The organism is Pseudomonas sp. Pseusp18 (assembly GCF_059506005.1).
On record NZ_CP169240.1, the window covers coordinates 921,414 to 942,554 of the forward strand.

18 protein-coding genes and 1 other RNA gene are annotated in these 21,141 nt (G+C 60.5%); 18 read left to right on the forward strand and 1 reads right to left on the reverse strand.

Annotation, left to right across the window (positions count from 1 at the left end):
• The first annotated feature begins 60 nt into the window (after positions 1-60).
• From rsmI to lpxC, 18 genes are all read left to right on the forward strand, one after another.
• Positions 61-966 carry a 16S rRNA (cytidine(1402)-2'-O)-methyltransferase gene (gene rsmI / locus ACEN9A_RS03990; RefSeq protein ID WP_018930125.1) on the forward strand — a complete coding sequence of 302 codons (906 nt, stop codon included), beginning with the start codon at positions 61-63 and terminating at the stop codon, positions 964-966.
• 76 nt (positions 967-1,042) lie between these two features.
• Positions 1,043-1,396: RNase P RNA component class A (gene rnpB / locus ACEN9A_RS03995), an RNA gene on the forward strand.
• Positions 1,397-1,750: 354 nt separating this feature from the next.
• Positions 1,751-2,206 (forward strand): division/cell wall cluster transcriptional repressor MraZ, encoded by a 456-nt coding sequence (mraZ, locus tag ACEN9A_RS04000; protein WP_003205355.1) that lies wholly within the window; start codon positions 1,751-1,753, stop codon positions 2,204-2,206.
• The gene (gene rsmH / locus ACEN9A_RS04005) at positions 2,203-3,150 is read left to right on the forward strand and encodes a 16S rRNA (cytosine(1402)-N(4))-methyltransferase RsmH (protein WP_408981105.1); all 948 of its coding nucleotides are present in this window, start codon (positions 2,203-2,205) and stop codon (positions 3,148-3,150) included. Before mraZ ends, rsmH begins: the two co-directional genes overlap by 4 nt.
• A complete protein-coding gene (gene ftsL, locus ACEN9A_RS04010; RefSeq protein WP_003205353.1) occupies positions 3,147-3,440 on the forward strand; it encodes a cell division protein FtsL in 294 nt (97 codons plus the stop codon). Before rsmH ends, ftsL begins: the two co-directional genes overlap by 4 nt.
• Positions 3,440-5,179, forward strand: a complete 1,740-nt coding sequence (locus tag ACEN9A_RS04015; protein WP_019651807.1) for a peptidoglycan D,D-transpeptidase FtsI family protein — start codon at positions 3,440-3,442, stop codon at positions 5,177-5,179. Before ftsL ends, ACEN9A_RS04015 begins: the two co-directional genes overlap by 1 nt.
• A complete protein-coding gene (locus ACEN9A_RS04020) occupies positions 5,179-6,642 on the forward strand; it encodes a UDP-N-acetylmuramoyl-L-alanyl-D-glutamate--2,6-diaminopimelate ligase (RefSeq protein ID WP_258672395.1) in 1,464 nt (487 codons plus the stop codon). The genes ACEN9A_RS04015 and ACEN9A_RS04020 overlap by 1 nt, the downstream gene beginning before the upstream one ends.
• Positions 6,635-8,002 (forward strand): UDP-N-acetylmuramoyl-tripeptide--D-alanyl-D-alanine ligase, encoded by a 1,368-nt coding sequence (locus ACEN9A_RS04025; RefSeq protein WP_258672397.1) that lies wholly within the window; start codon positions 6,635-6,637, stop codon positions 8,000-8,002. The genes ACEN9A_RS04020 and ACEN9A_RS04025 overlap by 8 nt, the downstream gene beginning before the upstream one ends.
• Positions 8,002-9,084 carry a phospho-N-acetylmuramoyl-pentapeptide-transferase gene (gene mraY, locus ACEN9A_RS04030; protein WP_008016698.1) on the forward strand — a complete coding sequence of 361 codons (1,083 nt, stop codon included), beginning with the start codon at positions 8,002-8,004 and terminating at the stop codon, positions 9,082-9,084. The genes ACEN9A_RS04025 and mraY overlap by 1 nt, the downstream gene beginning before the upstream one ends.
• Positions 9,085-9,089: 5 nt before the next feature.
• The gene (gene murD, locus ACEN9A_RS04035) at positions 9,090-10,436 is read left to right on the forward strand and encodes a UDP-N-acetylmuramoyl-L-alanine--D-glutamate ligase (protein ID WP_258672398.1); all 1,347 of its coding nucleotides are present in this window, start codon (positions 9,090-9,092) and stop codon (positions 10,434-10,436) included.
• Positions 10,433-11,650 (forward strand): putative lipid II flippase FtsW, encoded by a 1,218-nt coding sequence (gene ftsW / locus ACEN9A_RS04040; RefSeq protein WP_408981106.1) that lies wholly within the window; start codon positions 10,433-10,435, stop codon positions 11,648-11,650. Before murD ends, ftsW begins: the two co-directional genes overlap by 4 nt.
• Positions 11,640-12,710, forward strand: coding sequence for an undecaprenyldiphospho-muramoylpentapeptide beta-N-acetylglucosaminyltransferase (murG, locus tag ACEN9A_RS04045; RefSeq protein ID WP_258672399.1), 1,071 nt, complete (start codon positions 11,640-11,642; stop codon positions 12,708-12,710). The genes ftsW and murG overlap by 11 nt, the downstream gene beginning before the upstream one ends.
• Positions 12,703-14,163, forward strand: coding sequence for a UDP-N-acetylmuramate--L-alanine ligase (gene murC, locus ACEN9A_RS04050; RefSeq protein WP_018930135.1), 1,461 nt, complete (start codon positions 12,703-12,705; stop codon positions 14,161-14,163). The genes murG and murC overlap by 8 nt, the downstream gene beginning before the upstream one ends.
• Positions 14,160-15,116, forward strand: coding sequence for a D-alanine--D-alanine ligase (locus ACEN9A_RS04055; RefSeq protein WP_258672400.1), 957 nt, complete (start codon positions 14,160-14,162; stop codon positions 15,114-15,116). The genes murC and ACEN9A_RS04055 overlap by 4 nt, the downstream gene beginning before the upstream one ends.
• A 4-nt stretch (positions 15,117-15,120) precedes the next feature.
• Positions 15,121-15,990 (forward strand): cell division protein FtsQ/DivIB, encoded by an 870-nt coding sequence (locus tag ACEN9A_RS04060; RefSeq protein WP_007939848.1) that lies wholly within the window; start codon positions 15,121-15,123, stop codon positions 15,988-15,990.
• Positions 15,991-16,005: 15 nt separating this feature from the next.
• On the forward strand, positions 16,006-17,265 hold the full coding sequence (gene ftsA / locus ACEN9A_RS04065) for a cell division protein FtsA (RefSeq protein ID WP_007939849.1): 1,260 nt from the start codon (positions 16,006-16,008) through the stop codon (positions 17,263-17,265).
• A 66-nt stretch (positions 17,266-17,331) separates the two neighbouring features.
• Positions 17,332-18,525: a cell division protein FtsZ gene (gene ftsZ, locus ACEN9A_RS04070; RefSeq protein WP_007939850.1), complete on the forward strand. Its 1,194-nt coding sequence runs from the start codon at positions 17,332-17,334 to the stop codon at positions 18,523-18,525.
• A gap of 112 nt (positions 18,526-18,637) precedes the next feature.
• Positions 18,638-19,549, forward strand: a complete 912-nt coding sequence (gene lpxC / locus ACEN9A_RS04075) for a UDP-3-O-acyl-N-acetylglucosamine deacetylase (protein WP_007939852.1) — start codon at positions 18,638-18,640, stop codon at positions 19,547-19,549.
• A 67-nt stretch (positions 19,550-19,616) separates the two neighbouring features.
• On the opposite strand, the gene ACEN9A_RS04080 is transcribed toward lpxC, so the two are convergent.
• Positions 19,617-21,113, reverse strand: a complete 1,497-nt coding sequence (locus ACEN9A_RS04080; protein WP_258672401.1) for a sensor domain-containing diguanylate cyclase — start codon at positions 21,111-21,113, stop codon at positions 19,617-19,619.
• Positions 21,114-21,141: the final 28 nt, after the last annotated feature.

Here is a 21,141-nt window from a genome sequence, read left to right on the forward strand (position 1 = left end):
ACAAAAGGCTGGAAAACCGAGGGTTGCTTGCAGGTATCGCGAATGTCGCTACGCGCTACAATGGCGGCTTTTACCGATCATGAGGTGTGCGCTTTGACTGCTCCAGGTGCTTTGAATTCCGCTGCTGGCTCGCTTTATGTGGTGGCGACGCCCATCGGCAACCTGGACGACATCAGTGCGCGTGCGCTGAAGATCCTGCGCGAGGTTTCGTTGATTGCTGCCGAAGACACTCGCCATTCCCAGCGATTGATGCAGCACTTCGGCATCCCCACGCCGCTGGCGGCCTGCCATGAACACAATGAACGGGATGAAGGCAGCCGCTTTATCACTCGCTTGCTCGCTGGCGACGATGTGGCATTGATCTCCGATGCCGGGACGCCGCTGATTTCCGATCCGGGTTATCACCTGGTGCGTCAGGCCCGTGCCGCTGGGATCAATGTGGTGCCGGTTCCGGGGGCCTGTGCATTGATTGCGGCGCTCTCGGCGGCGGGGTTGCCATCGGACCGTTTCATCTTCGAAGGGTTTCTACCGGCCAAGGCTGTCGGCCGGCGCGCTCGCCTGGAACTGATAAAAGAAGAGCCGCGCACGCTGATTTTTTATGAGGCTCCACACCGCATCCTTGAATGCCTGCAAGACATGGAGCTGGTATTCGGCGCCGATCGTCCGGCATTGCTGGCGCGCGAGCTGACCAAGACCTTCGAAACCCTTAAAGGCTTGCCGCTGGCCGAGTTGCGCGAGTTCGTCGAATCGGACAGCAACCAGCAGCGCGGCGAGTGCGTAGTGCTGGTCGCTGGCTGGTCTGCTCCCGAGACTGAGGACGCTGTCAGCAGCGAAGCCATGCGTATTCTCAATCTGCTGCTTGAAGAAATGCCGCTCAAGCGTGCGGCGGCATTGGCGGCGCAAATTACTGGCGAGCGCAAGAATGTGCTCTATCAGGTTGCGCTGGATAAGCAGAAGGGCGAGTAAAAAAGCGACGCGCAGCGCCGGCCAGAGGCTTTTAGAGCTTGTTCTTCGGCCGCTCTGCCGTTAACCTTCGCGGCGGAGAGTCGATCGGACAGTCGCTGCCCTCTATGAAAATTAGGGGGGGGAGGAAAGTCCGGGCTCCATAGGGCGAAGTGCCAGGTAATGCCTGGGAGGCGTGAGCCTACGGAAAGTGCCACAGAAAATAACCGCCTAAGCGCTTCGGCGCCGGTAAGGGTGAAAAGGTGCGGTAAGAGCGCACCGCACGTCTGGCAACAGTTCGTGGCTAGGTAAACCCCACTTGGAGCAAGACCAAATAGGGTCCCAAGGCGTGGCCCGCGCTGGGACCGGGTAGGTTGCTAAAGATGTCCAGTGATGGCCATCGTAGACGAATGACTGTTCAAGACAGAACCCGGCTTACAGATCGACTCTCCACCTTTTTTCTTCTCTGCTTCAATCATTGGCAGCGATATGCGTAATGGCAATTTCCCTCCCTGCTGAATCAATAGCAGAAGCGCTTTTGTAATACCGAAAAAATCTTACTCTTAACAAACTACTTTAACTTCTGAGCGCAGCCTTCTGTGCTGACTCAAGTTATTGAACAAATTCACCCGTCAGATTCTCGTTTCCCCTCCTTTTACGCTCCTAAATCTCCGTTCTGTAAGGCTTTTCCTTCTATCCGCGCCTTGACGGTGTGGTGGGCGCATTCCTATAGTGTGCGCAAGTGGCGGAAAGTGGCATGAAGTGGGTTTTTTGAGCGCAAAACGCTAATATTTGGAGAAACGCTGACGTGTTTCGCGGAGCTAACGCTATCAGTCTCGATGCAAAGGGCCGTCTCGCCATGCCGAGCCGGTACCGTGACGAGCTCGTTTCGCGTAGTTCCGGTCAATTAATCGTCACCATCGATGCCGTTGATCCGTGTTTGTGTGTTTATCCCCTCGATGAGTGGGAAATTATCGAAACCAAACTGCGCGCACTGCCTTCGCTTCGCGAAGAAAACCGCCGCCTGCAACGTTTACTCATTGGTAATGCCGTCGACCTCGAACTCGATGGCAGTGGTCGTTTTCTGGTTCCGCCGCGTCTTCGCGAATATGCCAAGTTGGATAAGCGCGCGATGTTGGTAGGCCAACTGAACAAGTTCCAATTGTGGGACGAGGATGCCTGGAATGCGGTTTCTGCCGCTGACCTGGCTGCTATTCAACAACCGGGCGCCATGCCTGATGAACTGCGTGATTTGATCCTGTGACTATTGATAGCGGCTTTAACCACATCACCGTACTGCTTGACGAAGCCGTCGAGGCTCTCGCCGTACGTCCTGATGGCTGCTATCTGGACGGCACGTTCGGACGCGGCGGACATAGCCGGTTGATCCTCAGCAAGCTCGGGCCCGATGGTCGGTTGCTCGGGTTCGACAAAGATCCTCAAGCGATTGCCACCGGGCAAACGCTAGCGGCCGAAGACGGCCGCTTTGTCGTTGTACAGCGCAGCTTTGCCGAGCTCGGTTCGGAAGTCGCCGAACGCGGTCTGGCCGGCAAGGTCAGCGGTGTTCTGCTTGACCTGGGCGTGTCTTCGCCTCAGCTCGACGACCCTGAGCGCGGCTTCAGTTTTCTCAACGACGGCCCGTTGGACATGCGTATGGACCCGTCCCGCGGGATCAGCGCCGCCGAGTTCGTCAACACCGCGCCGGTGGAAGAAATCGCCCGGGTGTTCAAGGAGTACGGCGAAGAACGTTTCTCCGGCCGCATGGCGCGTGCCGTGGCCGAACGTCGCGACATCAAGCCATTCGAACGCACTGGCGATCTGGCGGAAGTGCTGAAAGTCGCCAACCCTGCGTGGGAAAAGGGCAAGAACCCGGCGACCCGTGCATTCCAGGGGCTGCGTATTCACGTCAACAACGAACTGGGCGATCTGGAAACCGGTCTCGAAGCCGCGCTGGAGTGCCTGGAAGTCGGCGGTCGTCTGGTAGTGATCAGCTTCCACTCGCTGGAAGACCGCATCGTCAAACTGTTCATGCGCAAACTGGTGAAGGGCGAGGCTGATAACCTGCCGCGCAACTTGCCGGTCCGTCACGTCGCCTTCGAACCGAAAATCAAAGTCCATGGCAAAGCGCAGTCCGCCTCCGAGGCCGAACTCAAAGCCAACCCACGTTCCCGTAGCGCCATCATGCGCGTCGCGGAGAAACTGCGGTGAGCAAGCTTTTCGCCAAACCACTTCCCGGCGGAAGCTTTTTCATGCTGCTGCTGTTTATCGGTGTGCTCGTATCGGCCATCGGCGTGTCCTATAGCGCCCACTGGAACCGTCAGTTGTTGAATTCGCTGTACAACGAATTGAGCGTGCGCGACAAGGCGCAGGCGGAGTGGGGCCGGTTGATTCTCGAACAAAGCACCTGGACCGCCCACAGCCGTATCGAAGTGTTGGCGACCGAGCAACTGAAGATGCGTATTCCTGGCGCTGCTGAAGTGCAGATGGTGGCGCCATGATGAAACTCGAAGGCGCACTCTTCCCGTGGCGATTCCGTCTGGTGCTGGGCTTGCTCGGCATCATGGTGGCGGCGATTTCCTGGCGCATCATTGATCTGCAAGTGGTCGACCGTGACTTCCTTAAAGGTCAGGGCGACGCGCGCAGTGTTCGTCATATTCCGATTCCGGCTCACCGTGGTCTGATCACCGACCGTAACGGCGAGCCATTGGCCGTGAGTACCCCGGTCACCACCCTGTGGGCCAACGCCAAGGAAATGCAGCTGGCCAAAGAGAAATGGCCGGCACTGGCGGCTGCCCTGGGGCAGGACCCCAAAGCCCTGGCCGAACGTCTCGAAGCCCAGGCCAACAAAGAATTCATTTACCTGGTGCGCGGGCTGACCCCCGAGCAGGGCCAGGCTGTGCTCGATCTGAAAGTGCCGGGCGTCTATGGCATCGAAGAGTTCCGGCGTTTCTACCCGGCCGGTGAAGTCACTGCCCACATGGTCGGCTTTACCGACATCGACGATCACGGGCGCGAAGGCGTCGAGCTGGCCTACGACGAATGGCTGGCCGGGGTGCCCGGCAAGCGACAGGTCATCAAGGACCGGCGCGGCCGGTTGATTAAAGATGTCCAGGTCACCAAAAACGCCAAGGCCGGCAAGCCCTTGGCGTTGTCCATTGACCTGCGCCTGCAATACCTGGCCAACCGCGAGCTGCGCAACGCGATCATCGAGAACGGCGCCAAGGCCGGTAGCCTGGTGATCATGGACGTGAAGACCGGCGAGATTCTCGCCATGGTCAACCAGCCGACCTACAACCCGAACAACCGTCGCAACCTGCAACCGGCGATGATGCGCAACCGCGCGATGATCGACGTGTTCGAGCCGGGTTCGACCATGAAAGCGATCTCCATGAGCGCCGCGATCGAAACCGGGCGCTGGAAACCGAGCGACACCGTCGAGGTGTACCCGGGCAGCTTGCAGATTGGTAAATACACCATCAAGGACGTATCCAAGACCGAAGGTCCGGTGCTCGACCTGACCGGTATCCTGATCAATTCCAGTAACGTCGGCATGAGTAAGGTCGCGTTCGATATCGGTGGCGAAACGATTTTCCGCCTGGCACAGAAAGTTGGCCTCGGCCAGGACACCGGCTTGGGTTTCCCGGGTGAGCGCGTCGGCAACCTGCCGAACTACCGCGAATGGCGCAAGGCTGAAACCGCCACGCTGTCCTACGGCTACGGTATTTCCGTGACCGCGATCCAGTTGGTCCACGCCTTCTCGGCCCTGGCCAACAATGGTCGCCTCGCGCCGTTGACCCTGATCAAAACCGACAAGGCGCCGCAAACCACTCAGGTGCTGCCGGAAGCCGTCGCGAAAACCATGCAAGGCATGCTGCAACAAGTGATCGAAGCCCCGCGCGGCGTATTCCGTGCGCAGGTGCCGGCGTATCACGTGGGCGGCAAGTCGGGTACTGCGCGTAAGACGTCGGTCGGAACCAAAGGCTACGCCGAGAACTCCTACCGCTCGCTGTTCGCCGGTTTCGGCCCGATGAGCGACCCGCGTTACGCGATCGTGGTGGTGATCGACGAACCGACCAAGGCCGGTTACTTCGGTGGTCTGGTATCGGCGCCGGTGTTCAGCAAAGTGATGTCCGGGACCTTGCGCCTGATGAACATCACCCCGGACAACCTGCCAGCCACTCAACAAGCGAACGCCGCACCGGTCGTTCCGCTGAAAGCTAATGGAGGGCGCGGCTGATGTCGCTGAGCCTGAACAAGATTTTCGCCCACGCCGGCCATGATCTATTGATCCGCGAATTGGCGCTGGACAGCCGTAACGTACGGGCAGGTGATTTGTTCCTTGCGGTCCCTGGTGGCAAGTTCGACGGTCGTGCGCACATCGCCGACGCCTTGCAGCGCGGTGCTGCCGCCGTGGCTTATGAAGTCGAAGGCGCGACCGTGCTGCCGATTACCGACGTGCCGCTGATTCCGGTCAAAGGCCTGGCGGCGCAGCTGTCGGATATCGCCGGGCGCTTTTACGGCGACCCGAGCCGTCACATGAACCTGATCGGCGTGACCGGCACCAACGGTAAAACCAGCGTGACCCAATTGGTCGCGCAAGCCCTCGATTTGCTCGGTCAACACTGCGGTATCGTTGGCACTCTGGGCTCCGGTTTCCATGGCGCGCTGGAAAGCGGCTTGCACACCACGCCGAACCCGATTGCGCTGCAAGCAACCCTCGCCGACCTGAAAAAGGCCGGTGCCAAAGCCGTGGCCATGGAAGTCTCTTCCCATGGGCTGGATCAGGGCCGCGTAACCGCACTGGCCTTCGATGTGGCGGTGATGACCAACCTGTCGCGCGATCATCTGGATTACCACGGCACCATGCAGGCCTATGGCGAAACAAAGGCCAAGTTGTTTGCCTGGAATGATCTGAAGTGCCGGGTGGTCAACCTCGACGACGATTTTGGCCGGCAACTGGCGGCTGATGAGGGGGAGTCGCGGCTGATCACTTACAGCCTGGAAGACTCCCGCGCTTACCTGTATTGCCGCGAAGCGCAGTTCAGTGACGAAGGCGTGCGCGCCACGCTGGTTACGCCGCAGGGCGAACACCATTTGCGCAGCACCTTGCTCGGCCGTTTCAACCTGAGCAACGTGTTGGCCGCGGTCGGTGCCTTACTCGGTCTGGACTACGCGCTGGACGAAATCCTCAACGTGCTGCCGAAACTCGAAGGCCCGGCCGGTCGCATGCAGCGTCTGGGCGGCGGCACTCAGCCGTTGGTGGTGGTCGATTACGCCCACACACCGGATGCGCTGGAAAAAGTCTTGATGGCCCTGCGTCCTCACGCCAAAGGCCGGTTGCTGTGCCTGTTCGGTTGCGGCGGTGATCGCGACCGCGGCAAGCGTCCGCTGATGGCTGAAGTGGTCGAGCGTCTGGCCGATGGTGTGCTGGTCACCGACGACAACCCGCGCACCGAAGACCCGGCCGCGATTTTCGACGACATCCGTGCCGGTTTCACCGCTGTGGATAAAGTCACCTTCGTCGCCGGTCGTGGCCAGGCGATTGCCCGGTTGATCGCCAGCGCTTCGGCGGATGACGTGATTGTCCTGGCTGGTAAAGGTCATGAGGACTATCAGGAAATCAATGGCGAACGCCTCGCTTTCTCCGATTTGGTCGAGGCCGATCATGCCCTGACCGCGTGGGAGGTGGCCCATGCTTAAAGCCTTGAAACTGAGCGAACTGACCGGCGCACTGAATGCTCGTTTGATTGCCGGTGATACCAGCTTCGACGGCGTCAGCATCGACAGCCGGGCGATCAAGCCCGGCCAATTGTTTATTGCTCTGGCCGGCCCGCGTTTCGATGGCCATGACTACCTGAATGACGTCGCCGCCAAAGGCGCCGTGGGTGCTCTGGTCGAACGCGAAGTTGCCGACAGCTCGCTGCCGCAACTGCTGGTCAAGGACACCCGCCAGGCCCTCGGCCAGTTGGGTGCGATCAACCGTGCCGCGTTCACTCAGCCGGTCGCGGCCGTTACCGGTTCCAGCGGCAAGACCACGGTCAAGGAAATGCTGGCAAGCATCCTGCGCACGCGCGGTCCGGTGCTGGCGACCCGTGGCAACCTGAACAATGACCTCGGTGCTCCGCTGACCCTGCTCGAACTGGCGCCGGAACACACCGCCGCCGTGATCGAACTCGGCGCTTCGCGCATTGGCGAGATTGCCTACACCGTCGCCATGACCAAACCCCACGTGGCCATCATCAACAACGCCGGGACCGCCCACGTTGGTGAGTTCGGCGGGCCGGAAAAAATCGTCGAAGCCAAGGGCGAGCTTCTCGAAGGGCTGGATGCCGATGGCATCGCCGTGCTGAATCTCGACGACAAGGCCTTCGACATCTGGAAGACCCGTGCCGCCGGTCGAAAAGTGCTGACTTTTGCCCTGAGCAACGTCAACGCCGATTTCCATGCCAGCGACCTGGACCGCGATGCCCGCGGTTGCCCGGCGTTCAACCTGCACAGCCCTGAAGGTGTGGAACGGGTTCAGCTGAATCTGCTCGGCACCCACAACGTGGCCAATGCCATGGCCGCTGCCGCTGCCGCGCATGCCTTGGGTGTGTCGCTGTTCGGCATCGCCACCGGCCTTGGCGCGGTGCAACCGGTCAAGGGCCGCACCGTCGCGCAACTGGCGCCTAACGGCATGCGCGTAATCGATGACACATACAACGCGAACCCCACCTCTATGTGCGCCGCCGTTGATATACTCGCCGGCTTTTCCGGCCGCACCGTTTTGGTGCTCGGGGATATCGGCGAGTTGGGCGCGTGGGCAGAGCAGGGGCACCGCGATGTGGGCGAGTACGCCCGCGGCAAGGTTTCCGCGCTTTACGCCGTCGGGCCAATGATGGCTCACGCCGTGAACGCTTTCGGCGAGCAGGCCTTTCACTTCAGCACACAGGCTGAACTGATCAAGGCGCTGGAAGCTGAGCAGGACACAAACACTACCTTTTTGATCAAGGGCTCGCGTAGCGCTGCGATGGAAAACATCGTTGCCGCTTTGTGCGGGACCAGTCTGGAGAAACATTAATGCTGCTGCTGCTAGCGGAGTATCTGCAACAGTTCTACAAAGGCTTCGCGGTCTTTCAGTACCTGACCCTGCGCGGGATTCTCGGTGTACTGACCGCGCTGGTCTTGTCGCTGTGCTATGGCCCGTGGATGATCCGCACTCTGCAGAACCGTCAGATCGGTCAATCCGTTCGCAACGACGGCCCGCAATCGCACCTGTCGAAGTCGGGCACCCCGACCATGGGCGGCGCGCTGATTCTTTCCTCCATCGGCGTCAGCACCTTGCTTTGGGCTGACCTGACCAACCGTTACGTTTGGGTCGTGTTGTTGGTGACCCTGCTGTTCGGCGCCATCGGCTGGGTTGACGACTATCGCAAAGTCATCGAGAAAAACTCCCGCGGCCTTCCGAGCCGCTGGAAATATTTCTGGCAGTCGGTGTTCGGCCTGGGCGCGGCAATCTTCCTTTATATGACTGCCGCGACGCCGGTGGAAACCACCCTGATCCTGCCGATGCTCAAGGACTACAGCATTCCGCTGGGCGCAGGCTTCATCGTCCTGACCTATTTCGTGATTGTCGGCTCGAGCAACGCGGTCAACCTGACCGACGGCCTCGACGGTCTGGCGATCATGCCCACCGTGATGGTCGGCGGCGGCCTGGGGATCTTCTGCTACCTGTCGGGTAACGTGAAGTTCGCCGAATACCTGCTGATTCCTTACGTACCGGGCGCGGGTGAGCTGATTGTGTTCTGCGGCGCCTTGATCGGTGCTGGCCTGGGGTTCCTCTGGTTCAACACCTATCCGGCACAAGTCTTCATGGGCGACGTTGGCGCGCTGGCGCTGGGTGCGGCCCTGGGCACCATCGCAGTGATCGTCCGTCAGGAAATCGTCCTGTTCATCATGGGCGGTGTGTTCGTGATGGAGACCCTGTCAGTCGTCATTCAGGTCGCCTCCTTTAAGCTGACCGGTCGCCGTGTGTTCCGCATGGCACCGATTCACCACCACTTTGAACTCAAGGGCTGGCCCGAGCCGCGTGTGATCGTCCGTTTCTGGATCATCACCGTGATTCTCGTGTTGATCGGCCTTGCCACCCTGAAGCTGAGGTAGAACGAGTGTCTCTGATCGCTTCTGACCACTTCCGCATCGTTGTCGGCCTCGGCAAGAGCGGCATGTCCCTGGTTCGCTTCCTGGCGAACCGGGGCGTGTCGTTTGCTGTCGCCGATACGCGGGAAAATCCACCGGAACTGGCCACGCTCAAGCGTGACTATCCGCACGTGGAAGTGCGTTGTGGCGAGCTGGACGTCGAATTCCTGTGCCGTGCCGACGAGCTCTACGTGAGCCCCGGCCTGGCGCTGGCGACCCCGGCCCTGCAGGCTGCCGCCGCCCGTGGCGTGAAAATGTCCGGAGACATCGAGCTGTTCGCGCGTAACGCGAAAGCGCCGATTGTCGCCATTACCGGTTCCAACGCCAAAAGCACCGTCACCACCCTGGTCGGCGAGATGGCGGCTGCGGCCGGCAAGCGTGTTGCCGTTGGTGGCAACCTCGGCACACCGGCGCTGGATTTGCTCAGCGACGACATCGAGCTGTACGTGATGGAACTGTCGAGCTTCCAGCTCGAAACCACCGATCAGCTCAACGCCGAAGTGGCGACCGTGCTCAACATCAGTGAAGACCACATGGACCGCTACAGCGGTCTGCCGGCCTATCACTTGGCCAAGCACCGGATCTTCCGGGGCGCCAGGCAGTTTGTGGTCAACCGTCAGGACGCCCTGAGCCGTCCGCTGATGGGTGAAGGTCAGCCGTGCTGGACCTTCGGTTTGAACAAACCCGACTTCAAGGCCTTCGGCATTCGGGAAGAGGATGGCGAGAAATACCTGGCCTTTGAATTCCAGAACCTGATGCCGGTACGCGAGCTGAAAGTTCGTGGTGCGCATAACCAGTCCAACGCCCTCGCGGCATTGGCGCTCGGCCACGCCGTCGGCCTGCCATTCGACGCCATGCTTTCAGCCCTGCGCAATTTCGCCGGGCTCGAGCATCGCTGCCAGTGGGTCCGCGACCTTGATGGCGTGAGCTACTACAACGATTCCAAAGCCACCAACGTCGGCGCCGCATTGGCGGCCATCGAAGGCCTGGGGGCGGACATCGACGGCAAGCTTGTGCTGATCGCCGGTGGCGATGGCAAGGGCGCCGAATTCAAGGATTTGCGTGATCCGGTGGCGGCCAACTGCCGCGCCGTCATTTTGATGGGCCGTGATTCCGACAAGATCGGTGAGGCCATCGGCGATGCCGTGCCACTGATTCGCGTCGGCTCGCTGATCGAAGCGGTCGAGCAATGCCGCGCCATCGCCGAAAAGGGCGACGCGGTGCTGCTGTCGCCGGCTTGCGCCAGCTTCGACATGTTCAAGAACTATGAAGACCGTGGTCACCAGTTCGTCCGCGCCGTGGAGGATCTGGCATGAGCTTGAAGAACATCATCAAGCCGTATCCATCGCCGCTGATCACCGGACGCGGTATCGACCTCGATTTCCCGATGCTCGCCGGTTGCCTGGCACTGCTCGGCCTGGGGCTGATCATGATTGCCTCGGCATCGACCGAGGTGGGGGCGGTGCAGTCGGGCAGTGCCCTGTACTACATGATTCGCCACCTGATCTACGTTGTGCTGGGCCTGGGTGCCTGCATCGTCACCATGATGATTCCGATTGCCACCTGGCAACGCCTGGGCTGGCTGATGCTGATTGGTGCGTTCGGCTTGCTGGTGATGGTGATCGTCCCGGGGATCGGTCGGGAAGTGAACGGTTCGATGCGCTGGATCGGCTTCAGTTTCTTCAACGTTCAGCCTTCCGAGATCGCCAAGGTGTTCGTGGTGATCTACCTCGCCGGTTATCTGGTGCGTCGCCAGAAAGAAGTGCGTGAAAGCTGGATGGGCTTCTTCAAGCCATTCATCGTGCTGTTGCCAATGGCGGGTCTGTTGCTGATGGAGCCGGACTTCGGTGCCACCGTCGTGATGATGGGGGCAGCTGCGGCGATGCTGTTCCTCGGCGGGGTCGGGCTGTTCCGGTTTTCCCTGATGGTGGTCCTGGCTGTCGCGGCGGTGGTGTTGTTGATTCAGATGCAGCCGTATCGAATGGCGCGTCTGACCAACTTTGCCGATCCGTGGGCCGACCAGTTCGGTGCCGGCTATCAGCTCTCCCAGGCCTTGATCGCTTTCGGTCGCGGCGAATGGCTGGGCGTCGGCCTGGGCAACAGCGTGCAGAAACAGTTCTACCTGCCGGAAGCCCACACCGACTTCGTGTTTTCGGTGCTGGCTGAAGAGCTGGGGGCCGTGGGTTCCTTGTGCACGGTGGCGCTGTTCGTCTTCGTGTGTATTCGGGGCATGTACATTGGCCTGTGGGCCGAGAAAGCCAAACAGTTTTTTGCCGCCTACGTTGCTTACGGCTTGTCGTTCCTGTGGATCGGCCAGTTCCTGATCAACATCGGCGTGAACGTCGGCCTGCTGCCGACCAAAGGTCTGACCCTGCCATTCCTCAGTTATGGCGGCAGTTCGTTGGTGATCTGCTGTGCCTGTCTTGGCTTGTTGCTGCGCATCGAGTGGGAGAGTCGAACCCATTTGGGCAGCGAAGAAATGGAATTCCATGAGAGCGACTTCGCCGAGGAGCCGAAGCATGGGCGCTAACGTACTGATCATGGCCGGCGGCACCGGGGGCCATGTGTTCCCGGCACTTTCCTGTGCGCGTGAGTTCCAGGCCCGCGGCTACACCGTGCACTGGCTCGGCACGCCCCGCGGGATCGAAAACGATCTGGTGCCGGCGGCCGGTATTGAATTGCATCGGATCCACGCCAGCGGTTTGCGCGGCAAGGGCAAATTGTCCCTGCTCAAGGCGCCGGTCATGTTGCTCAAATCGATCTGGCAGGCGCGGGCGATCATTCGTCAGCTGCAGCCAGTCTGTGTGGTCGGCTTTGGTGGTTTTGTGACTGGTCCTGGCGGCGTTGCAGCCAGACTGGCCGGCGTGCCGGTCATCGTTCACGAGCAGAACGCCGTGGCCGGTACCGCCAATCGGTTGCTGGTGCCGTTGGCCGCCCGAGTCTGTGAAGCGTTCCCCGACACCTTTACCCTGTCGGACAGCCGTCGGACCACCGGGAACCCGGTGCGCACCGAGCTGTTCCTCGAAACACCGCGACCTGCCCTGGCCGGTCGCAAGGCGCGTTTGCTGATCCTGGGCGGAAGCCTGGGCGCAGAGCCGTTGAACAAGTTGCTGCCTGAAGCCCTGTCGCAAGTCGCCCCCGACCTGCGCCCGGACGTGTTCCATCAGGCCGGCAAAAACCACGATGAAGTGACTGCAGAGCGCTATCGCGCAGCTGGCGTCGAGGCACAAGTGCAGCCATTCATCAAAGACATGGCCCAAGCCTATGGCTGGGCCGACCTGGTGGTGTGCCGCGCAGGAGCGCTGACCATCAGTGAACTGGCGGCCGCCGGTCTGCCCTCGATGCTGGTGCCTTTGCCCCACGCGATCGACGATCACCAGACCCGCAACGCCGATTATTTGGCCCGTGAAGGCGCTGCCTTCCTGATGCCGCAAAGAACGACTGGCGCAGCGGACCTTGCCGCTCGCCTGACAGAGGTCTTGATGCAACCGCAACGACTCAACGACATGGCCAGCGCGGCACGCCGCCTGGCCAAACCCGATGCCACTCGTAACGTGGTCGATACTTGCCTTGAGGTGGCCCATGGTTGAGAACAAGAAAGCCATGCCACAACCGGAAATGCGCCGTATCCGTCGTATCCACTTCGTCGGAATTGGCGGCGTGGGTATGTGCGGTATCGCCGAAGTGTTGCTGAACCTGGGCTATCAAGTGTCCGGTTCCGACCTGAAAGCTTCGCCGGTGACCGAGCGCCTGGAATCTTTTGGTGCGCATATTTTCATCGGCCACCGTGCCGAGAACGCCGCAGCCGCCGACGTGCTGGTGGTGTCGAGCGCCGTCAACACGTCCAACCCGGAAGTCGCGACCGCGCTGGAACGCCGGATTCCGGTGGTGCCGCGTGCCGAGATGCTCGCCGAGCTGATGCGCTACCGCCACGGCATCGCCGTCGCCGGTACCCACGGCAAAACCACCACCACCAGCCTGATCGCTTCGGTGTTCGCCGCCGGTGGCCTGGACCCGACGTTCGTCATCGGTGGCCGTCTGAATGCCGCGGGCACCAATGCTCAGCTTGGCACCAGCCGCTACCTGATCGCCGAAGCCGACGAAAGCGATGCCAGCTTCCTGCACTTGCAGCCGCTGGTGGCCGTGGTCACCAACATCGACGCCGATCACATGGCGACCTACGACGGCGACTTCAACAAGCTGAAGAAAACCTTCGTCGAGTTCCTGCACAACCTGCCGTTCTACGGTTTGGCGGTGGTGTGCCTGGACGATCCGGTGGTGCGTGAAATCCTCCCGCTGGTGAAGCGTCCGACGGTCACTTACGGCTTCGGCGATGACGCCGACGTACGCGCCATCAACGTACGCCAGCAAGGCATGCAGACTTTCTTCACCGTGCTGCGCCCTGATCGCGAGCCGCTGGATGTCTCGGTAAACATGCCGGGCAACCACAACGTGCTGAACGCGCTGGCGACCATTTGCATCGCCACCGACGAAGGCGTCAGCGATGAAGCCATCGTCCAGGGCTTGTCTGGGTTCCAGGGTGTTGGCCGTCGCTTCCAGGTGTACGGCGAACTGCCGGTCGAAGGCGGCAACGTGATGCTGGTGGACGACTACGGTCACCACCCGACCGAAGTCGCGGCCGTGATCAAAGCCGTGCGCGGTGGCTGGCCGGAGCGCCGTCTGGTGATGGTCTACCAGCCGCACCGTTACAGCCGCACCCGCGATCTGTACGACGATTTCGTCAATGTGCTGGCCGATGCCAACGTGCTGCTGCTGATGGAAGTCTATCCGGCCGGCGAAGAGCCGATTCCAGGCGCCGACAGCCGCAAGCTGTGCAACAGCATCCGTCAGCGCGGTCAGCTCGACCCGATCTACATCGAGCGCGGCATCGACCTCGCGCCGATCGTCAAGCCGCTGCTGCGTGCCGGCGACATTCTGCTGTGCCAGGGCGCCGGTGATATCGGTGGCCTCGCACCCAAACTGTTGAACAGTCCGTTGTTCGCCGGGGCCGTTGCCGCACCGGTAGAGGGGAAGTTGAAATGACTGCTGCTTACGCCAACCTCGTCTCCACTGTCGCGCCGAAGGATTTCGGTCGCGTTGCCGTGCTGTTCGGCGGCAAGAGTGCCGAGCGTGAAGTGTCCCTGAAGTCGGGTAACGCGGTGCTCGATGCACTGCAAAGCGCCGGTGTGGACGCGTTCGGTATTGATGTGGGCGATGACCTTCTGCAACGCCTGCTGAACGAAAAAATCGACCGCGCCTTCATCATCCTCCACGGTCGTGGCGGTGAAGACGGCAGCATGCAGGGCCTGCTCGAATGCGCAGGGATTCCGTACACCGGCAGCGGCATTCTGGCCTCGGCCCTGGCCATGGACAAACTGCGCACCAAGCAGGTCTGGCACAGCCTCGGCATTCCGACGCCACGCCACGCGGTACTGAGCTCCGAGGCCGATTGTATTTCGGCGGCCACGGAACTGGGCTTCCCGCTGATCGTCAAACCGGCCCATGAAGGTTCCAGTATCGGGATGGCCAAAGTGACGTCCGCGCCCGAGTTGATCGAGGCGTGGAAAGCGGCCAGTACCTACGATTCGCAAGTGTTGGTCGAGCAATGGATTCATGGTCCGGAGTTCACCATCGCCACCTTGCGTGACCAGGTGTTGCCACCAATTGCCCTGGGCACGACGCACAGTTTCTACGACTACGACGCCAAGTACATCGCCAACGATACCCAGTACCGCATTCCGTGCGGCCTGGACAGCGACAAAGAAAAGGAACTCATGGAGCTCACGGCCAAAGCCTGTGAGGCGCTGGGTATCGCCGGTTGGGGCAGGGCAGACGTGATGCAGGACGCCGACGGGCAGTTCTGGTTCCTGGAAGTCAACACCGCACCGGGCATGACCGATCACAGTCTGGTGCCAATGGCGGCCCGTGCCGCCGGCCTGGATTTCCAGCAACTGGTTCTGGCGATTCTGGCCGCAAGCATTGAGCCACGAGGGTAAGACCATGCAAGGCGCACAGCTGAGACATCAGCCCTCCGCACCACCCGGCCGCAAGCCGGTGCCGCGGGGTGCCAGCCGAATGGTGGCCAAAGAGCCGATGTCCGTGCGCCTGCCGAAAGCCAACTTCGGTTTTCTGAAAAGCCTGTTCTGGCCCGTGTTGCTGGTGGCGTTGGGGTTCGGTACTTACGAAGGCGCACAGCGTTTGCTGCCGTACGCCGACCGGCCGATCACCAAAATCGCCGTGCAGGGCGACTTGAGTTACATCAGCCAGCAAGCGGTGCAGCAGCGGATCGCCCCGTACGTGGCGTCGAGCTTCTTCACCATCGACCTGGCGAGCATGCGCACCGAGCTGGAACAGATGCCATGGATTGCCCACGCCGAAGTGCGTCGGGTGTGGCCGGATCAGGTCGTGATTCGCCTGGAAGAACAACTGCCGGTGGCCCGTTGGGGCGATGAGTCGCTGTTGAACAACCAGGGGCAGGCGTTCACCCCGCGCGAGCTGGCGAACTACGAACACTTGCCACAGCTGTTCGGCCCCCAGCGGGCCCAGCAGCAAGTGATGCAGCAATACCAGGTGCTGAGCCAGATGCTCAGGCCATTGGGTTTCTCGATTGCACGCCTGGAGTTGCGTGAACGAGGCAGCTGGTTCCTGACCACCGGCGCAGGCAGCGCCGGTCCCGGAATCGAACTGCTGCTGGGACGCGGCAACCTGGTGGAAAAGATGCGCCGCTTCATTGCCATCTATGACAAGACGCTCAAAGAGCAGATTACGAACATTGCGCGCATCGATCTGCGCTACGCCAACGGCCTCGCCGTTGGCTGGCGGGAACCTGTAGCGCCGACGACAGCCCAACCCGCTGTCGCAAAGAATTAAGAAGAGGCAGGACCCATGGCAAACGTGCAAAGCGGCAAAATGATCGTCGGTCTCGATATCGGCACCTCCAAGGTGGTGGCGCTGGTCGGCGAGGTTGCGGACGACGGCACGCTCGAAATCGTCGGGATCGGTACACATCCGTCCCGCGGCCTGAAAAAAGGCGTAGTGGTGAACATCGAGTCCACCGTCCAGTCGATCCAGCGCGCTATCGAAGAAGCGCAGCTGATGGCCGGTTGCCGGATCCACTCGGCGTTCGTCGGCGTGGCCGGCAATCACATCCGCAGCCTGAACTCCCACGGCATCGTGGCGATTCGTGATCGCGAAGTCAGCTCCGCCGACCTTGAACGCGTCCTCGACGCCGCCCAGGCTGTGGCAATCCCGGCTGACCAGCGCGTGCTGCACACCCTGCCGCAGGATTACGTGATCGATAACCAGGAAGGCGTTCGCGAGCCCCTGGGCATGTCCGGCGTGCGTCTGGAAGCCAAGGTTCACGTGGTCACCTGCGCCGTCAACGCCGCACAGAACATTGAAAAATGCGTGCGTCGCTGCGGCCTGGAAATCGACGACATCATTCTCGAGCAGCTGGCTTCGGCGTATTCGGTGCTGACCGACGACGAGAAAGAACTGGGCGTGTGCCTGGTGGACATCGGTGGCGGCACCACCGATATCGCGATCTTCACCGAAGGCGCGATCCGCCACACCGCAGTGATCCCGATTGCGGGCGACCAGGTGACCAACGACATCGCGATGGCGTTGCGCACCCCGACCCAGTACGCCGAAGAAATCAAGATTCGCTACGCCTGCGCCCTGGCCAAACTGGCCGGTGCCGGCGAAACCATCAAGGTGCCGAGTGTCGGCGACCGTCCACCGCGCGAACTGTCCCGCCAGGCCCTGGCCGAAGTGGTCGAGCCGCGTTACGACGAGCTGTTCACCCTGATCCAGGCCGAACTGCGTCGCAGCGGCTACGAAGACCTGATCCCGGCCGGCATCGTGCTGACCGGCGGTACGTCGAAGATGGAAGGCGCGGTCGAACTGGCCGAAGAGATCTTCCACATGCCGGTTCGCCTGGGCGTGCCCCATGGCGTCAAGGGTCTGGACGACGTGGTCCGCAACCCGATCTATTCCACCGGCGTTGGCCTGTTGATGTACGGCCTGCAGAAGCAGTCCGACGGGATTTCGTTCTCGGGCATCGGCAGCCGCGACAGCTACAGCAATGACGAACCGAAAGCCGCTCTGCTCGATCGCATCAAGAGCTGGGTACAAGGCAATTTCTAAAGCTTTACCGCAACACCGCTTCAAAAGCAGTAGGCGAAAAAACTAGAGAATGTAAGGAGAGGGAAAATGTTCGAACTCGTAGACAACATCCCCGCAAGCCCGGTTATTAAAGTTATCGGTGTTGGCGGAGGCGGCGGCAACGCTGTCAATCACATGGTCAAGAGCAACATTGAAGGCGTTGAATTCATCTGCGCCAACACTGATGCCCAAGCGCTGAAAAGCATCAGCGCGCGGACCATTCTGCAACTGGGCACCAGCGTGACCAAAGGTCTGGGCGCCGGCGCCAACCCTGAAGTAGGTCGTCAGGCCGCTCTCGAAGACCGTGAGCGCATTGCCGAAGTCCTGCAGGGCACCAACATGGTGTTCATCACGACCGGCATGGGCGGCGGTACCGGTACCGGTGCAGCGCCAATCATTGCTGAAGTGGCCAAGGAAATGGGGATCCTCACCGTTGCGGTGGTGACCCGTCCGTTCCCGTTCGAAGGCCGCAAGCGCATGCAGCTCGCTGACGAGGGCATCCGTCTGCTGTCTGAAAGCGTCGACTCGTTGATCACCATTCCCAACGAGAAGCTGCTGACCATCCTCGGCAAAGACGCAAGCCTCCTGTCGGCTTTCGCCAAGGCCGACGATGTACTGGCCGGCGCCGTTCGCGGTATCTCCGACATCATCAAGCGTCCGGGCATGATCAACGTCGACTTCGCCGACGTGCGTACCGTGATGAGCGAAATGGGTATGGCGATGATGGGCACTGGCTGCGCCAGCGGTCCGAACCGTGCACGTGAGGCGACCGAAGCGGCCATTCGCAACCCGCTGCTCGAAGACGTGAACCTGCAAGGTGCACGCGGCATTCTGGTGAACATCACCGCCGGTCCTGACCTGTCTCTGGGTGAGTACTCCGACGTGGGTAGCATCATCGAAGCCTTCGCTTCCGAGCACGCAATGGTCAAGGTCGGTACCGTTATCGATCCGGACATGCGCGACGAGCTGCACGTGACTGTGGTTGCCACGGGGCTGGGCGCTAAAATCGAGAAGCCTGTGAAGGTCATCGACAACACCGTTCACACCTCGATGGCCTCCCAGCCACAACAACAAGCCCCTGTTCGTCAGGAACAGCCTGCGGTGAACTACCGTGACCTGGACCGTCCGACCGTCATGCGCAACCAGGCTCAGGCCGGTGCTGCGACTGCCGCGAAGATGAACCCGCAAGATGATCTGGACTACCTGGACATCCCGGCTTTCCTGCGTCGTCAGGCCGATTGATGAAATGTATCAGGGGTATTAGGGTGATTGGTGTTCAGCAAAGGTCTGGTCTGCTATCATCGCCAGCCTTTGTTGATACCAGTTCGCAATTTGCGCTGAAGCGGCCCATGCCATGATTAAACAACGCACCCTGAAGAATATTATCCGTGCCACAGGTGTCGGCCTGCACTCCGGGGAGAAGGTCTACCTGACCCTCAAGCCAGCGCCTGTCGACACCGGCATTGTGTTTTGTCGTGCTGACCTCGACCCTGTGGTGCAGATTCCTGCCCGCGCGGAAAACGTTGGCGAAACCACTATGTCGACCACGCTTGTTAACGGTGACGTCAAAGTGGACACGGTGGAGCACCTGCTCTCGGCCATGGCTGGCCTGGGCATCGATAACGCCTACGTCGAGCTCTCCGCGTCCGAAGTCCCGATCATGGATGGTAGCGCTGGACCCTTCGTATTCCTGATTCAATCGGCCGGCCTGGAAGAGCAGGACGCTGCCAAGAAGTTCATCCGGATCCTGCGGGAAGTGACAGTGGAAGACGGCGACAAGCGCGCCACTTTCGTCCCTTTCGAAGGTTTCAAAGTGAGCTTCGAGATCGATTTCGATCACCCGGTTTTCCGTGACCGCACACAAAGTGCAAGCGTGGATTTTTCCAGCACTTCGTTCGTAAAAGAAGTCAGCCGCGCGCGTACCTTTGGTTTCATGAGTGATATCGAGTACCTGCGCAAGCACAACCTCGCACTCGGCGGCAGCGTTGAAAACGCAATTGTGGTCGACGCGGATGGTGTACTGAACGAAGACGGCCTTCGCTATGAAGACGAATTCGTGAAGCACAAAATCCTCGATGCGATTGGTGACCTCTACCTGCTGGGCAATAGCCTGATTGGTGAGTTCAAGGGCTTCAAGTCCGGACACGCATTGAACAACCAGCTGCTGCGAAAGTTGATTGAGCAGACAGATGCTTGGGAAGTCGTGACGTTCGAAGACGCCAGCACCGCACCGATCTCTTACATGCGTCCTGTTGCGGCCGTGTAAGCAAAAAACCTCTCTAGTTTTTTAAAGGCTACCTTCGGGTGGCCTTTTTTTATGCCTGCGGGAAAGATCAACCCGCAGCGACCACCCGGTTCCGCCCGTTTTCCTTGGCCTGATACAGCGCCTTGTCCGCTGAAAACAGCAACTGTTCCAGGCTGATATCGGTTGCTGTCGTCCAGGTACTGATACCAATACTGACAGTAATCGGTGACACATCACCTCCCACCAACGGCAATTGCTCTACCGCCATACGGATTTTTTCGGCAATCTGCTGAGCTCCAGCGCTGTCGGTTTCAGCCAGGATCACTGAAAACTCCTCGCCACCATACCGGGCGACCAGGTCCGCCGGCCGTCGGACATGGGTGTCGATCACCTTGGCCACCGAGCGCAAGGCATCGTCGCCACCCTGGTGGCCATGGCGATCATTGAACGCCTTGAAGTGATCGATATCGATCATCAACAGCGACAACGGCTGACCGGAACGTTGGGCACGAAACCATTCATGGTGCAGGGCCTGATCCAGGCTTCGGCGATTGGCCAGACCGGTCAAGGGGTCGGTGGCGGCCAGTTGTGCCAGTTCCTGCTCGGCACTTTGGCGTCGACGCAGCTCCCGGCAGAGCAACCAGGTCAGCCACAGCAGGCTCACGCACAGGGCAACGGTCGCAGAAGTGACTACCACCGCGGTGCGCTTCCAGGCCGCAAAGACTTCATCGCTGGACAGCGCAACGATGACGATCAACGGCAAGTTCCCGACCTTGGAGAAGGTGTACAAGCGCTTGTCATGGTATCGATCGGACATGCTGGTGAAGCTGCCGTTGCCTTCTTTGACGATGCGCTGAAAATTGGGGCGATTACTGAAGTTCTTGCCGATCAGTTCTTCGGCCAGACGGGGTTGCTGAGCCAGAAGAGTCCCGTCCTTGCTGATCAGATTGATCGTACTGTCGCGACCGATGCTCAAGCTGTTGAACAACTGATCGAAGTAACTCAAACGCATGGCGGCTTCGGCCACACCGAGGAACTCGCCCTGGGGACCGTTCATCCGGCGGCTGAAACTGATCCGCCAATCCTGTTCCGGCGCCCTGGCCCTGAAGGGGCGACTGATGAACATGCCCGGGTCCGGGTTGTTCACGTGGGACTGGAAGTATTCGCGATCGGCAAAGTTGCTCTTTCTGGGTTCCACCGAGGCCGAGTCGGCGATCACGTCGCCCTTGTTGTCGAGCAACAAGATGTTGCCCTTGTACGGCGCGGCAGTGGCGCGGTCGAAATAGGCCAGATGGCGGATGGCAGGGGAAACGCTCTTGAGGTCTTCACGCTGGGAGGCCGCGATCAAACCCAGCAGGGACACGTCATAGAGTTCGACATTGCGCAGCACGTCGGCGTCGATCAATTGCACGATATTGTTGGCGGCGCGAGCGGCGGACGATTCGGCGTTGGCGCGTTCGCGGATCAGCAGGAACGCGACAATGCTCAGTATTGCGATCACCAACAACACACTACTAAGAACCAGAAGCCGCTCCGAGCGTGTCGAGCGGATCGGATCACGGGATTTCGCACTGTTCACACTCATGGTTCTGACTTCTGCAAATAAGGCGTTA